We start from the raw sequence: 15,448 nt of genomic DNA, 5'->3' as shown, positions 1-15,448 counted from the left end.
ACACCTAAGTATTGGAAGACGGGATCCGAGGGACTAAATTCCGCAATGGAACCTTGATTCTTGAAGCCAGACTCCTAACGCTATCTCTCTTGAAAGCGAAGAATATCCTTATCACCGGTGGAGCAGGCTTTATCGGGTCGCACTTGGCAGAGCTGCTCGTGTCGGAAGGCCATCGGGTGACCATTCTCGATGACTTCAACGATTACTACGACCCCGCCAATAAAGAGGCGAACCTCTTGCGCTTTCAAGAAAAAGTCGAAGTCATCCGCGCCGATATTCGTGATGCCGTCGCCGTGGAGCGGGCCTTTGCCGGCGGCCACTTCGACAGCGTGGTGCACTTGGCCGCCCGGGCGGGAGTGCGGCCCTCGATCTCCGATCCCAAGCTCTACGTGACCACCAACATCGACGGAACCTTCAATCTGCTGGACGCCTGCCGCTATCACAAGGTCCCCCAGTTCATCTTTGCCTCCTCCTCTTCGGTCTACGGCGTGAACGAAAAGGTCCCCTTTGCCGAAACCGATGCTCTCACCCGCACCATTTCCCCCTACGCCGCGACCAAACTGGCCTGCGAGCAGATTTGCTCGAACTACTCGCACCTCTTTGGGATTCGCATCATGTGCCTGCGCTTTTTCACCGTCTACGGCCCACGTCAACGGCCCGACCTCGCGATTAACAAATTCACCAAGCGCATCCTCGCAGGCGAGCCCATCCAGCGCTACGGCGACGGCAGCAGTCGGCGCGACTACACCTTCATCAGCGACATCGTGGCGGGGATCCGGGCCTCCTTGACCTACGAAAAAAGTGACTTCGAAATCGTCAACCTCGGCGGCTCGCACACGACAACCCTGAGCGAACTGATCGAAACCCTCGAAGACGTGATTGGCAAGAAAGCCATCATCGAGCAACTGCCCGACCAACCGGGCGACGTCCCCCAGACTTCGGCTGATGTCTCCAAAGCGAAAGAGATTTGGAACTGGGAGCCTCAGGTTTCGCTGCAAGAGGGACTGACCCAATACGTCGAATGGTTCCGCGATCGGGGTCGCTAGGCGCGCAACCGCTGGCGGGGCAGTGACTTGCCAGAGGACGGAATTCGCGGTAATCTTCCTCCATGTCCTTGCCGAATGAACCTCAGCCGATTTCCATGGAGGATTCGATTAGGCTATGGAACTTGCAACAGCAGAAGAAGCCGCTATCCGAGGCGGACGCGAAATTAGTCGAGCAAGCCGTGATCTGGCAGATGTGGAAAAGTCACGGGATCCGGCTCAAAGATGGGAATTCTTTGTCCAATGCCAGTTCCAAGCCCTCAAAGACTTCTCTCGAAAAAACAACTGCCTCCTAACTTCTGCAGCAATGCCGAAAAACAACTTCGGCAAGGGAGGAATGGAACACGAAATTTTCCATCATCCGCAGCAAGACCGCTTTTGGAAGGCGACTTTTCCCAATCTCGCAGGATTCGGACCTTCGGGCTATTTCACCCCTGGAGGATATCTCCGGCGGCTGAGACTCTCCAATCTCATCTTCAACGACGACGTACGGTTTGAAGGGGTTCTCGAAAGACCTAGCGGAGCGTCCATCGTCACTTCCCAACAGGCAGTTCACCCTCATCCCGAACGCTTCGTTCCCACCCAGGAGGAAATCTCTGGCCTCCTGACCTCCCTCGGTTTCGAGCAAACTCGCGGGACGGCGTGGTATCGTGCTGCCGATGGAATCACGTTGGGGGACTGTCACGACCGCAACTTCATCCGGACACCAGTAGCTAGCATTGTTGCGATTGACGTTCAGCCCGTGTTGGACGATGGACATGCCTTTGAGGATGTCATTCCTTGGCCTTCGACTCTTTCATGAAACAACTTTCGCCCACCCGCCAGTTCCTCTTTTTCCTTTTCGGGGTCACTGTGTTTCGCCTGCTCTGGCATCTTCTTCTCAATCCGGTCGGCATCATGGGCGACGAGGCTTACAATTGGGATTGGGGCCGCCACTTGGCTTGGGGCTACTATTCGAAGCCTCCGGGTTCAGCCTGGCTCCATGCCTTGGTGGGCTTTGTGAGCAATGATTCTCTCTTTGCAATTAAAGCCACTTCGACTCTGCTGGCGGGAGGGAGCGCCCTTTTCTTTTTTCTCACCCTCCGGCATGTCTTCAGCGAGCGCTTCGCCTACTGGGTCGGGCTGATTTACCTGCTGTGCCCCGGCCAGCAAATGGTCTCTTCCATTCTAACCGCCGATGCGCAGTTGCTGCTCTACTGGAACCTCGCCCTCTTTGCCTCCGCGCGCATCCTTTTTCCCAAGAATGAAAATCCCCCCAATTTCCTCAACTTCTTCCTCCTCTTCCTCGCTCTCGCGCTCGGCCATCTGGCCAAGCAGATGATGCTGATTCAGATCCCACTCCTCCTGATGGCGGTGGCACTCATTCGCCCTACTCTTTTCAAAAACCCCCTCCTCTACTTGGTCCCTATTGCCTCGTTAGTCAGTCTCATTCCACCCCTTTATTGGAATGCCCAGAACGATTGGATTACGGTCGAACACACTGCTCATCACTTCGACTCCGAAGAATTCTCCATCCTCGATATTCTTGAGCGGTTCGGCGCTCTTCTTTCGCTCTCGGCTATCTTACTCACTCCCTTGGCGGTGGCGGCAATTCCGCGGTCTTTGAAGCTGTGGATGAGAGAAAAGCGAAAGGTCGACCCGAAGACCCTGTTTTTCATTCTCTATGGTGCGCTCCCCTTTGCGGTGATGTTCGCGATGACCCTCCGGCAGGACGTCAACCCCAACTGGCCGGCCGCCTACCATGGGGGCACCCTGGCTCTGGCTGGTATCTTCTTCGCCTTCAAAGGAGAAGACCTCACCAAAGCTTGGCGCGTTTCGATGCGAATCGCGGTGGGTCTTACCGCGATGGTCGTGGTCGGGTTCCCTGCTGCGGAGTTTCTCTTCAAGGTCACCCCGCTGAAGGCCCAGCGCAGAACCTATTGGGGATACCCCGAGCTCTCCGCCAATATTGCCAGTCACAATCCCGATGGCGACCACGCGATTATCGTGCTGGGCCACCGCGATGGAGCCTCCGAGTTCGCCTTCAATATGCCCGGCAAGCCCGAGGTCCATGTCTGGAACGAGGGCGACACCATTGCCCACCAATATGACTTCTGGCCCGGCCCCGAGGTTGGTACCCCCACCCTTCTCATCATCGAACAACGCCGCGAGAGAGACGTCGCCGAGATCACCGACCGCATGCGCGAGTCCTTCGACGAGTTCGAGTTCTTGGCCGAATACGGGCTTCATCCTTCGCGGGACTACCCGCGGTTCAAGGTCTACCGCACCTCACCTCTCAAGTCCTGGCCCTCGCCCGTCGAGAGCTCGCGGCGCTAGTGCCACACGGCACTAGCACTTGATGGTCTTGCGCTTCTTGAAAGCCCGGCCCGACCTCTCCATCTTCTCGATGTATTCCAGCGCGAGGGGCACTTTGCAAGAGGTCTCGCCCATATCGACCTCGACTTTTCCCAGCTTTTTGGCAGTGGCCTTGGCCTGCTTGGAAAGAGGCTTCACATAGCCGCCCACCGAAATCACAAAGCCATTCATGGTGTAGCGAATTCGGTCCGGTGCCTCGGAAATCTCTGATTCGGTTTTCTGGAGAAGTCCTTCGATCTCACCCAAATCCAACTCGTCATCCGCAGTGGTCGCGACCACTCCCGAATAGGTCGTCCATCCAGTGAAAGCGACGCTCTCGTTCTTTGCCGAAATCCACTTCATCGCCAGCTCGCGGGCGAAAGGACTCTCCACCGTCACCCCCGGCACCGAGTATTCCGCAATCATGCTCCACGAGGCGTTCTTGGCCCAATCGTTGAGCTGCTTTTTCGTCATTTGCCGCCCGTCGGCCACGATTCCGGCGAGATAGATCGCATCGACATTGCCGGTCTCGTAGAGAGCGAGCGCTAGCTCCTGCTCACCCTTGATCTGTTTGGCGATCACCTTGAGGTCTGCGATTTTCACGCCAAAGAACTCACCCGTCGCCCCATGCCGTCGGTAGATTTTGCGAGTCTGCTCGGACCCTTTACTCTCGAGCGCGGCTAGGACTTCGGCGACGGCATTCATGGCGAACTGAGGAATCAACTAGCGACCTATCGCCTACGATACACATCTTTGCGATGACCTACTCGAACAATTTCAATCAGAACCGTCTCCTCAAAAATCTCGTAAATGATGCGATAATCGCCGACCCTTATACGGTAGGCAAGATCACTCCCTGCTAATTTCATGCTGCCATTAGGCCTCGGCTCTTCACCAAGAGACTCGATCGCGGCAACAATTCTAGGGAGAGCTTCTTTAGAAATCTTCCTGAGATCACGCCGAGTCGATTGACGCCACTTAATTTGGTAAGAGGCCATCGGCTCGCAGCTCAGCAACGATTTGTTCGTGAGACACAGTGGGTTCTTCCCGACGATCTGCGATTGCCGCCAAGTCACTCAAATCTTCCAATAGTGAACGATAATTTTCGATGGAAAGAAGAACAGCGGTCCTTTCTCCCGCCTCGTTCGTCACGTAGCTTGGTTCGAGTGTCATAGCCTGAAGCTAGCTTCTCAAAGTAAGTTTGTCGAGACGTTGGTCACGCCCCAATAAAGAGTAATCCACTCGGTTGAACTCAGCCCAAGTCGGGCCGTCCATAGAGCGTGTAGCCGGTCGAGTCCTCGACGTGAACGTCGAAGATCTGGCCTTCCATGCGCTCGGCGTCGCCGTCGAAAATCACGATCTTGTTGTGCACCGTGCGGCCACTGAGACGTTGCTTGTTGGTCTTGCTGGGACCTTCGCACAGAACCTGCTGACGGGTGCCGATGAGGGCGGCGTTCTTGGCTTTGGTGAGCTCACCTTGAATGCGGAGCAATTCCTGATTGCGCTCTTCCTTCACCTTCTCCGAGAGCTGGCCCTCCATCTCTGCTGCAGGAGTGTCCTTGCGCTTGGAGTAGCGGAAAATGAAGCTGTTATCGAAGCCGATCTGCTTGACGCAATCCACCGTCGCCTGAAAGTCCTCCTCCGTCTCGGTCGGGAAGCCCACGATGATGTCGGTGGTGATCGCCATGTCGGAGCGAGCCCCTTTCATCTTCTCGCAAATCTCGATGAACTTCTCGTTCTTATAAGGCCGGCGCATGGCCTTCAGGATGCGGTCACTACCACTTTGCATCGGGAAGTGAATGTGCGAACAGAGCTTGGGCAAGTAGGTAAAGGCCGCCACGAGGTCATCGCGGTAGCCGATGGGGTGCGGACTGGTGAAACGAATGCGCTCGATGCCGTCCACCTCGTGCACCGCTTCGAGGAGCTGAACGAAGGGCGACTTGCCGTCCACCTTCGGAAACTCGGTGCGGCCATAAAGATTCACAATCTGCCCGAGCAAGGTGATCTCCTTGACCCCCTGATCGCGCAAGACCTTGATCTCGTCCACAATCTGCCTAATGGGCCGTCCGCGCTCTTTGCCACGGGTATCGGGAACGATGCAGAAGCTGCAGCGCATATTACAGCCTTGCATGATACTCACAAAAGAGCTGGCGCCTTTTTTAGCCGAGGGAATGTGGTCACGGATGGTGTTCTGGCTCCCCGCCTCTTCCTCGATATCGACGAGACCGGCGGAAACCGGCTTGGGCTTGTTGTTGCCGCCGATGGGGCGAATCGCGACCTCATCCTCCACGCGAGTAGTGACCATTTCTCCCCCCACTTCGTCCATGCGACCGACCATGCGGCTGCGCAAAATGCCATCCACGTGATGAAAGACCCGGTGATATTTCTGGGTGCCAACGACGACGTCGAGGTGCGGAATGCGTTCGAAAAGCTCTGCGCCACGGCTCTGCGCCATGCAGCCCATGAAGCCATAGACCACGTGGGAGCGTTCCTCGCGGTGCTTGCCCATCATCCCCATCTTCCCGAGCGCCTTCTGCTCGGCCTGATCACGCACGGAACAGGTGTTGACGAGAATGGCGTCCGCATCGGTTTCATCCTGGGTCAAAGTATAGCCTCCGTCCACGAACTCGCGAGCCACTTGCTCGGAGTCGCGTTCGTTCATTTGGCATCCGTAGGTCTTGATGAATACTTTCGGCATAGGGCGGGAGCGAGGGTTTAGCGCTTTTGGAAAAAAACTCAATCTCGGAACGACGACAAAAAAGAGAGCAGAGGATTGCTCCCCTGCCCTCGGTAAAATTCAGTCAGCTAATCGACTTTAGAAGTAGAAGCGCATTCCGATCTCGATGTTGGTGAGGTTGTCACCAATCTCGTCAGCCACGCCGAAGACGTCGTCAGGAGACCAAGAGAAGTTCACGCCACCGTAAACAGCCATGTGAGAACGGATGAAGTACTTGATGCCGAGCTCGCCGGAGAAAGCTACGCCTTCAACTCCGCCGATTGTACCAGCAGGGTCGGTTGGGTCGAAGCGGTCACCGGAAGAGGCATAGGAAGCGCCAAGACCGACGTAAGGAACCCACTTGGAACCAGTGGAAAAGTTGTACTCAGTGAAGATACCGAAGCGGCTGTCGCGAAGGATGTCGCCGTCCTCACCAGCCCAGTCGACGGAGAAGCCAACTTCCCAGTTGTCCTTGATGAACCAACCGTAAGTGAAGTTGAGGTCCCATTCCACACCATCGTTGAGGTCGACGCTACCACCGATACCGAGCTCCTGAGTTCCCGCTGCAAGCATGGGGAGGGAGTCATCGGATACGTTCATGAAACCGGAGTTTCCGCCAGCCTGCTGGAGACCGACACCGTCATCTACCACGCCACCAGCAAAAGCCGAAGTAGCGGTCGCGAAAGTTCCTGCGACGAGGAGTGTTGCGTATTTTTTCATTTTGTTATTAGGGGATAGGATTGAGGCAAACACCACCGTGGCGATGCTTGCCCTTGCCAGACACAAAGACGCACAAACTCAGCCACTTGGCCACATGAATTTTTTTCATTTTAGCTAAAATAAAACTTGGCTTCTCTAAAGTAACAAAGTCGCTAAAGTGGAGGCTCATCGAATTTTGACCTATTTCATCGATAGCTTCATTCTCTTTCTAGCGACGGAAAGAGGTCTCTCCCCCGCCTATCAACTCTCCGTCCAGCAATCCCTCGCCTCGCTTTCCCGCTGGATGGAAGGGAAAGGTTTTTCCGAACCTTCCCAGCTCACCACCGAAGACCTCACCGCTTTTCTCACATTTCGCCGGAAGGAAGGCCTCTCGGCATCTTCCCAACGGATTCTGGTTGTTCACCTTAAGGTCTTCTTTCGCTTTCTGGTGTCCCGACACGCCCAACCCCGCGACCCAGCGGAAGCGCTACTGGCCCCCAAGGAACCAGCCAAACTTCCCGAGACTCTTTCCGCCCATCACCTGAGCGGCCTCCTGAGCTCCATCGACCCCGCCAAAAGTCTGGGGAAAAGAGACTTGGCCATGCTGGAACTCTTCTACTCTTCAGGGCTGCGCCTGTCGGAGCTCTGCAATGCCCGACTGGAACATCTGGACGAAGACGACGCCATCCTGCGGGTAACGGGTAAAGGCAACAAGACTCGCCTGGTTCCAGTCGGCGATCGGGCGCTACAGGCGATCTCCCGCTATTTGACCTCCGAGCGCCCGGCCCTCGTCAAATCCGGGAAAGCGTCCTCACACATCTTTCTCTCCGTCCGCGGCGGAGCCCTGTCCCCCGACCGCGTGCGCCAGATTGTGAAAAAACGTGCCCAACAAGCCGGCCTCCCCCACAACATCTATCCCCACCTGCTCCGGCACTCTTTCGCAACCCACCTTCTCGAGGGCGGAGCCGACCTGCGGGTGATTCAAGAGCTACTGGGTCACGCCGATATCTCGACCACCCAGATCTACACCCATCTAGACCAGAAACACCTGATGCAAACCCATCAGAATCACCATCCCCGGGCATAAAAAAACGGCCCCCTTCCGGAGGCCGTCCTTTCCAAATTGTTCAATTCGTGGAGCTTACTTGAGCTTTACCTTCACCTTTTCCTGAGACTCCATCTCGAAGCCTTTGATCTCTTTGACTGCTTTCGCAAAGTCTTCCCGGCTACCTTTCTTGAGATTCGACATCACCTTCAAGCCGCCTTCGTTCTTCATCAACTCGTCGAAGTTCATGGACATCAGAGTGACGGTATTCCCATCGCGGTAAGTCGCATTGGTGGTTTCGATTCCGCCTTCGAACTCCAATTTTGAAGTGATCTTAAGGCCAGCCATCATCGGAGCAGCCATCATCATTTCCTCTTCCCCCATCTCGTCATCTCCAAATGAAAAGTCTTCTTCGGCGGGATTCGGGAAGGTGACGGTCAGTTCGCCATCCTTGAAGGAAAACATCTTGAGTTCCTCATCAGGCACCACTTCCTCATCATCCATCATTCCGTTGGGGTTGTAGGTCACCTTATTGATGTCGCTGAACTTGTAGATGGAGGTGATCACGATTCCGCCATCCTTATCTTCTTTGGAGACGCTCACGAACTCGACGCCCTCACCATATTGGGCAGCCTTTTCCTTCAGCTTCTCTTCACTGAAATCAGCAAAGGGGTCTTCACCACCCTCTTGACCAGCCCCCATCTTCATCATGGCAGCCATTTGGGCGCCGAAGGTAGCCTTCTCCGTCAGAGTGCCGGAACCGTCCTTTTTCACCGAAATGGTCGATTCCATCTCCAAACATCCGCTGAGTCCCACCAGCGCTACCATTGCCCCCAGGAGGGCCATTGCTTTCTTAATCATAGCGTCTCCACTATGCCTTTCCCACAGAGTTCGACAATCGCAATTCCCTCTTTCCCTTATTTTGGAAAAGAAATCTCGTCTCGGTCTTTTCACAACTTGTCCGAAGGGATTACACTGCCCTTGTGAGCCAACCCGCTGTCGAAATCAAAGACCTCGTCAAAGAGTTCCCCGCTGCCATCCGGAAGACCCGCCACCGTGCCGTGGATCAGGTCTCCCTAACGATTCAGCCCGGGCAGGTCTACGGCTTGATTGGCCCCAATGGCTCGGGCAAGTCCACCACCATGAAGGCCCTGCTGGGTCTGCTGGCCCCCACCGAAGGAACCTGCGAGATTTTCGGGAAGAACTCGCTCAAAACCGACTCCCGCAAGGACGTGGGCTACCTGCCGGAGAACCCCTACTTCTACAAGCACCTCAGCGGGCGCGAAACTCTCAAGTTCTACGGCAAGCTCTGCGGGATGAAAGGCAAGCAGCTCACCGACCGGATTGAGGAGCTTCTCGAACTGACCTCCCTCACCGAAGCCGGAGGCCGCCGCCTGGCCGGTTATTCCAAGGGCATGCTGCAGCGCATCGGGCTGGCGCAAGCCCTCATTCAGTCACCGCGTCTGCTCATTCTCGACGAACCCACCGCCGGGGTCGACCCCCTCGGGTCGCGCCAAATCCGCGACCTGATTCTCGATCTAAAATCCAACGGCATCACCGTCTTCCTCTGCTCGCACTTGCTCGAACAGGTACAGGAAATCTGCGACACCATTGGCATCATTCATCAGGGAAAAATGCTCAAGCAAGGTCCGCTGGAAAAGCTCGTCGCCCTCGAAGACCAAACTGAGATCATGCTCCAAAACGCCTCCCCCGAGTTGCTCGAACAAATCAAACAACTCGTCGCCGCCGACGGCAAAGGCGAACTCCTCTCCGCCACCCATCCCCGGACCTCCCTGGAGAAGCTCTTCTTGGAAGAAACCAAGTAGACGCCACCCAACGGCAACCGTATCTCAGGCGTATTTTGGCAAACGATCTTCTCGGAGTGCGGAAGCTACGCTGTCCGCGCTCCAAAAGAGCTCCAGAACTGGCAACGATGAAGGGCGGCTTGCTTCCGCTTTGCGAGAGAGTAAGGGAGAATCCCAAGACTGGGCAAAGCTCTCCCGAATAATTCTTTAACCTTTCCTAAATACCCGTAAACTCCCCCACCATGGCCCGCGGGAGAACGACCAGAACCTCCAAAAAACGAATCGACCTGAGAGCTCCCCGCAAGCGGAGCAAAAAGGCTCGCAAGACTCCCCTGAAGCGGCGTCCCACCTTGCGCGAGGCGCTTCGCACCGCCGACCGGGTGGCCCGCGATCGTTCCAACCGTCGCGTCCACGCCCGCAAAGGCCTGCGAACCATCCAAGCTTCCCTCGACATCCCCCTCCCCGAAATCGGCACCATCGACTTCGATGAACCCGAAGAGCATCCGCTCTCGATGGCTGAACGAGTGATCCGCTTCATCATCGGCATCCTTCTGGCCATTCCCTGCGCGGTCACCACCATCACCCTCTTTCAGCGCGTTTCGGAGCGCGACTTCACCTCCAAGTTTTGGCACACCTCGGAGTTCTTCTTCTTTTCCATCGGTTGCGGAATCTGCGCCACTTGGCTGCTGAGCGGTATTTTTCGCAAAACCTGGCTCTACCTTTACGTGCTGGGTCACGAGCTCACCCACGTGATCTTCATCTATCTTTCATTTGGAAAAGTCTCGGGATTTTCCGTCGGTTTGGACGGAGGCTATGTGGTGACTAACAAGTCAAATGTCCTAATCGCACTCTCCCCCTACTTTGTGCCTTTCTGGTCCTTGGTGGCGCTGCTGGTGCTGACCCCGATCTCTTACTTTTTCCCCGACCTTCCCCACTATCGCCCGGTCTTGTTCGGGGTCATTGGCAGCACCTGGACCTTTCACCTCCTCTTCACCTGCTGGATGATTCCCCGGGATCAACCGGACCTGAAGGAGAACGAGACCTTCTTCTCGCTGATGCTCATCATTCTGGCCAACATCGTTCTACTATCGGCCTTGCTTTGCTTTGCCTCTCCCGACCTGGGCTGGCGGGACTTTGTCTACAATTGGTATAACAACCTCCTCGACCTCTTCGTCGAGCCCCTCGTCCATCGCTTCGACCGTTAGGAGAGCAAGCGAGCGATAGAAACTCTTTTCAAAAAAAACTTCTCTCCCAGTCAGAAGGAGAAGTTCCGCAGGTATGCCTTGGCGAACCCGAACACGCCAACGCTATGAAAATCATCTTCCTGCTCAGCCTCCTCTTCTGTCTCCCTCTCATTGCCGGGATCGAAATTCGAGGAGGCACCAACTTCAACACCATCATCTCCAACGGAGATACCACCCCCCGCACCACGGACGGAACCGACTTCGGCGATGTGACCGTCCCAGGGAGCAAGACCGTTTCCTTTCAAGTGAAAGCCACCGGCAATCTGGAGACCATCGTCTCGATCACTGAAGACGGAGCCGCATGGGACATCTCGAGCGGGGGCGGCTTCGGAAATCTATCACCAGGTTCCACGAGGACCTTCAATGTGAGAATGTCCCCAACGGCGGCAGGCTATAAGGCCGCGACGGTGACCATCGCCACTGGCAGCGGACTCTATACCTTTAAGGTCGAAGGAAACGCGTTGGGTGAGCCCGAAATCGTGGTGCGCGGACAACTGTTCTCGGGGCAGCCCTTCGTGAATATCTCAGACGGGGACTCTTCCCCCACCCCGACAGACGGAACCTCCTTCGGCAGCCGCGGCGTTAGCGAGGGCTCTCTATCACACACCTTTCAAATCGAAAACACCGGCACCGCCCAAATCGAAATCGATTCCATTACCGATGACTCCAGCGAGTTCTCCATCTCTGGAGCCCCCTCGACCGTAGGCGTGGGGCAGACCCAGACTTTCCTCGTCAAATTCAACCCCACCAGCTTCGGCACCAAGACTGCCACCATCACGATCCAGAACAATGACGCCAACGAAGACCCCTTCACCTTCGAAGTCAACGGCATTGGCGAAGCCTCGAAAATCAAGGTCTTGGGAGGCAGCAGCCAATCCATCAACATCGCGGCAGGCGACACCACGCCGCGCACCCTGGACAACACCGACTTCGGCACCGTGGTCGCTGGGAGCGGGACCGTCACCAAGGTCTTCAAGATTGAAAACACGGGTAACGAGGATCTCTTTGTCACTGCCGTGAGCGAAGACGCCAATGCCTTCAGCATCACTGGTGCGCCCGGACCGCTCAACCCCATCGCTCCCGGCGGCAGCAACAATTTCAACATCATTCTGGATGCCGATGTCGCGGGGACGAAATACGGGACCGTCACCATTCTCTCCAACGATCCCGACAACGGAGCCTTCACCTTCGACATCACTGCCGAAGCCACCGGCGACCCCGAGATCGTGGTCCGCGGCCGGCTCAACCACTTGACCAGCTTCACTAACATTTCAACGGGCGACACCTCCCCCACCACCGTGGATGGCACCGACTTTGGCTCCCAAGGGGTTCCGGATGGTTATATCGAACACACCTTCGAAATAGAAAACACAGGCAATGCGAAACTGAACATCGAGTCCATCACCGACGATTCCAATGCTTTCGTTGTAGTCGATGTTCCCAATTCAGTAGCAGTTGGAAACATCCAGACCTTTGGCATCCGCTTCAACCCGGGATCCTCTGGACAAAAAACTGCGACCATCACGATCGACAATGACGATCCGGATGGCAACGAGGACCCCTTCACCTTCGAGGTCACCGGACTCGGACTATTTGGCAAGGCCGAGATCTACGGAGGCACGAACTTTGGTGAATTGATTGCCAACAACGACGACACTCCATCCGTGGTGGACGGAACTGATTTCGGCTCCGTCAATGCTGGCATCGGCACGGTCAGCAAGACTTTCCGCATCAAGAACGATGGCAACGACACTCTCACAATCTTGGGAATAAGCGAAAGCGGTTCCGCCTTTAGCATCTCTGCCCAACCCAGCATGCCAGCGGCAATCGCGCCCAATGGGACGCGCGACTTCACCATTCTCTTTGCCCCCACGGCGGCAGGGAACAAGTCTGCCACGGTAACCGTTCTAACAAGTGACACCGTCTTGGGACGCGACAACTATACTTTCGACATTATTGGAGAGGCCAATGGCGTTGCGGAATACTCGGTCGCCGGTCGGCAGAACAGTCTCCTGTCCTATCAAACCATCCCCAACGGGGACACCACTCCAAGCATTCCAGACGGAACGGACTTCGGCCCCAAGGGAGTGAGTGATGGCGGCGTGACCCGCACCTTTGAAATCGAAAACACCGGCAGCGCTCAACTCGTCATCGACTCCATCGTCGAGCTTTCCCCTCACTTTTCAGTTTCCAATGTTCCCTCTACCGTGGGCGTGAACCAGACCAAGACCTTCACCGTCACCTTCAATCCCACGAGCAGTGGGAACAAGTCGACGACCATCAATATCACGACCAATGCCGAAGGCGAAGAGTCCTATTCCTTCAAGGTCACCGGCGAAGGGACGGCCCCCGAATTGCTGGTCGAGGGTGGTCCGACCGGAGGACGCGGAACGATCGCAAACGGTTCAACAGATCCCGAATCGGGAGCGCACAACAATTTCGGCGAAATCGAAGCGGGAACCTCCCGCACCCGGACCTTCCAAATCACCAATATCGGCAACGAGCAGGCGACCATTACCGCGATCGCGGAAGACGGTAATGCCTGGAGTCTAACAGGTGGCTCGCTGGTTTCTCTTCCCGCGGGTGGAACCCACGACTTCACCGTCACCTTGGCGCCGACTTCAGCCGGTCCGAAAGCCGCTACGGTCACCATTCTGAGCAACGACCCCGCCGGTCCCTACATCTTCGAGGTTACGGGAACAGCCACGGGCGAGAGTGACATCGACGTCTTCGGCAGCATCGTTGGAGTTCCCACATCCGGCCTCGTCCCCGACGGTAGCACTGGAGGTTCCACGGGCAACGGCACGAGCTTTGGTGACCAGGGAGTTGCCGATGGCGGGATTAGCCACAGCTTCGAAATCTTTAACAAGGGCAATGCCAAGCTCACAATCTCGAGCATCCAAGAGCTCTCCCCCCACTTCTCCATCTCCGGCGCGCCATCTTCGGTGGGAGTGGATCAAACCGCGACCTTTACCATCACCTTCAACCCGACAAGCCAAGGGACCAAAGAAACCGAAGTCACCATCACTTCCGATGCCCCCGGGGACAAAGCCATCTACACCTTCGTGGTCATGGGCACGGGTGAGGCTCCGGATATTGCGATCAAAGGAGGCACCAACTTCGGGACCAATATTCCCAACGCGGACATCACTCCCTCTGGTCTGGATGGAACGGACTTTGGAAACGTCAATGCGGACTCGACCGTAGTGACCCGCACTTTCCAAATTGAAAATTCAGGAAACGAAAATCTGAGCATCCTCAGCGCCCACAGCGACAACAACGACTTTACGCTGGCAGGAGTTCCCTCCCCCCTGACTCCAATTCCACCCGGAGGCACCAACGAGTTCACCATCGCCTTCGACCCGGCGAACACGGGATTCAGTTCGGCCACAATTTCCATCCAGAGCAATGATCCTGACGAAAGCCCCTTCACCTTTTTGGTGGAAGGCTTTGGCACTGATGATTCGCCTGAGATTGCGGTCATTGGCGAAGAAGGCGATCTTTTGGAAAACGATCCACAGTCATTCAATGCCAGCACGGACTTTGGTGATGTTGAAGTCGGAGGGCCGGCCAAGAGCAAAACCTTTACCATCGAAAACCGAGGCACTGGCACCCTCACCGTCACCTCCATCAGCGAAGATGGCGCCCGCTACCAAATCACCAATTCCCCCACCGGTCCGGTCGAGCCCGGAGAGTCCCTCGAGTTCGAAGTCGTCTTTAGTCCGAACGCCGCGGCGACCTTCCTGGCGACGGTCACTATCGTCAGTGACGACCCCAACGAAAGCCCTTTCCGCTTTGACGTTTCAGGAACGGGCACGACTGCCGTGGTCCCCGCCGAACCCGAAATCAAGGTGAACGGAGGACAGGCTCTCAACGTCAATATTGGCAATGGAGACACAACCCCGCGCGTGTTCGACGGAACCGATCTCGGCTCAATTGTGGTTGGCGAAAGCAAAAACCGCACCTTCCGAATCGAAAACACGGGTGATGCCGATCTCACGATTTCTCAGGTAATCCTTGTCGGTGCTCCCGGCGCAATCACCGGCTTTCCGAGTGTGGTGACCGCCGGTAGCACTGCCGACTTCACGGTCACAGTCGCTCCGCAGCTTGCGGGCCCCCAGACCCGAACCCTTCGCATCTTGAGCAACGATGGCGACGAAAGCACCTTCACCTTCGGCCTCACCGCGACCGGCGTCGATCCTCTCAATCCGCTTTCCATCGAGAATTTCCAAGTGATCGGCGAGAATCTGGAACTCACCTTCATCTCGGACCCGGCAAAGACCTATCAGATCGCCTACTCCTTCGACCTCGAAACTTGGAACTCACCCGGCGGATTGGGAGGTCTGCAAGGTGACATCAACGAACAAACCTACCTCATCACGGGCGTGGTGAATTCCAGCAATCCCAAGGTCTTCCTACGAGTCGAGGAGGAATAGACCAGGACCACGGTCAGTTATTTTCCACAAAAGAACCTTCCCCCAAGTGCCGGGAGAGAGAAGAGGAAGACATTCCCCCAAGAAGAAATGCACTGCCCTTCCCGCTAAAGAAGGGGAAAAATCAGT

Annotated in this window: 13 protein-coding genes; 7 read left to right on the top strand and 6 right to left on the bottom strand. The window is 56.1% G+C overall.

The genetic code is table 11. The features are described from left to right. Window positions 1-89 precede the first annotated feature (89 nt). The 3 genes from IE099_RS18440 to IE099_RS18430 all read left to right on the top strand — a co-directional run bounded on the left by IE099_RS18440 (window position 90) and on the right by IE099_RS18430 (window position 3,359). Window positions 90-1,046 carry an SDR family NAD(P)-dependent oxidoreductase gene (locus tag IE099_RS18440; RefSeq protein ID WP_189573448.1) on the top strand — a complete coding sequence of 319 codons (957 nt, stop codon included), beginning with the start codon at window positions 90-92 and terminating at the stop codon, window positions 1,044-1,046. 115 nt (window positions 1,047-1,161) lie between these two features. After that, window positions 1,162-1,845: a putative polyvalent protein kinase domain-containing protein gene (locus IE099_RS18435; protein WP_189573446.1), complete on the top strand. Its 684-nt coding sequence runs from the start codon at window positions 1,162-1,164 to the stop codon at window positions 1,843-1,845. Then, window positions 1,842-3,359: an ArnT family glycosyltransferase gene (locus IE099_RS18430; RefSeq protein ID WP_189573444.1), complete on the top strand. Its 1,518-nt coding sequence runs from the start codon at window positions 1,842-1,844 to the stop codon at window positions 3,357-3,359. Before IE099_RS18435 ends, IE099_RS18430 begins: the two co-directional genes overlap by 4 nt. A 12-nt stretch (window positions 3,360-3,371) precedes the next feature. Here the strand turns inward: IE099_RS18430 and IE099_RS18425 are convergent, their stop codons facing one another. The 5 genes from IE099_RS18425 to IE099_RS18405 form a co-directional block, all read right to left on the bottom strand. Continuing rightward, window positions 3,372-4,082 (bottom strand): DNA alkylation repair protein, encoded by a 711-nt coding sequence (locus tag IE099_RS18425; RefSeq protein ID WP_189573442.1) that lies wholly within the window; start codon window positions 4,080-4,082, stop codon window positions 3,372-3,374. Between the two features lie 26 nt (window positions 4,083-4,108). Beyond that, window positions 4,109-4,375: a type II toxin-antitoxin system RelE family toxin gene (locus IE099_RS21095; RefSeq protein ID WP_189573440.1), complete on the bottom strand. Its 267-nt coding sequence runs from the start codon at window positions 4,373-4,375 to the stop codon at window positions 4,109-4,111. After that, window positions 4,356-4,550 (bottom strand): hypothetical protein, encoded by a 195-nt coding sequence (locus IE099_RS18415; protein WP_189573438.1) that lies wholly within the window; start codon window positions 4,548-4,550, stop codon window positions 4,356-4,358. Before IE099_RS18415 ends, IE099_RS21095 begins: the two co-directional genes overlap by 20 nt. Window positions 4,551-4,629: 79 nt before the next feature. Continuing rightward, entirely contained in the window at window positions 4,630-6,075 is a 1,446-nt protein-coding gene (locus IE099_RS18410; protein ID WP_189573436.1) for a MiaB/RimO family radical SAM methylthiotransferase, read from the bottom strand. A 117-nt stretch (window positions 6,076-6,192) separates the two neighbouring features. Continuing rightward, window positions 6,193-6,813, bottom strand: a complete 621-nt coding sequence (locus IE099_RS18405) for a hypothetical protein (RefSeq protein WP_189573434.1) — start codon at window positions 6,811-6,813, stop codon at window positions 6,193-6,195. A gap of 157 nt (window positions 6,814-6,970) precedes the next feature. Between IE099_RS18405 and IE099_RS18400 the strand changes: the two genes are divergently transcribed. After that, the gene (locus IE099_RS18400; RefSeq protein ID WP_229809586.1) at window positions 6,971-7,879 is read left to right on the top strand and encodes a tyrosine recombinase XerC; all 909 of its coding nucleotides are present in this window, start codon (window positions 6,971-6,973) and stop codon (window positions 7,877-7,879) included. 54 nt (window positions 7,880-7,933) lie between these two features. Here IE099_RS18400 and IE099_RS18395 read toward each other — a convergent pair whose 3' ends face one another. After that, complete coding sequence (locus tag IE099_RS18395; protein ID WP_189573430.1) at window positions 7,934-8,698, bottom strand: hypothetical protein; 765 nt, start codon at window positions 8,696-8,698, stop codon at window positions 7,934-7,936. A gap of 122 nt (window positions 8,699-8,820) precedes the next feature. Here IE099_RS18395 and IE099_RS18390 point away from each other — a divergent pair, with 122 nt between their 5' ends. The 3 genes from IE099_RS18390 to IE099_RS18380 all read left to right on the top strand — a co-directional run bounded on the left by IE099_RS18390 (window position 8,821) and on the right by IE099_RS18380 (window position 15,322). After that, window positions 8,821-9,663, top strand: coding sequence for an ABC transporter ATP-binding protein (locus IE099_RS18390; RefSeq protein WP_189573427.1), 843 nt, complete (start codon window positions 8,821-8,823; stop codon window positions 9,661-9,663). A gap of 221 nt (window positions 9,664-9,884) precedes the next feature. Continuing rightward, window positions 9,885-10,847, top strand: a complete 963-nt coding sequence (locus IE099_RS18385; RefSeq protein ID WP_189573424.1) for a hypothetical protein — start codon at window positions 9,885-9,887, stop codon at window positions 10,845-10,847. 104 nt (window positions 10,848-10,951) lie between these two features. Continuing rightward, complete coding sequence (locus IE099_RS18380; RefSeq protein WP_189573421.1) at window positions 10,952-15,322, top strand: beta strand repeat-containing protein; 4,371 nt, start codon at window positions 10,952-10,954, stop codon at window positions 15,320-15,322. The last annotated feature ends 126 nt before the right edge of the window (window positions 15,323-15,448 follow it).

Origin of the sequence: Roseibacillus persicicus (assembly GCF_014651675.1) — a bacterium.
Taxonomy (GTDB): Bacteria; Verrucomicrobiota; Verrucomicrobiia; order Verrucomicrobiales; family Akkermansiaceae; genus Roseibacillus; species Roseibacillus persicicus.
The sequence above is the reverse complement of the archived record's forward strand: the minus strand, read 5'-3'. Positions and strand labels throughout refer to the sequence as shown.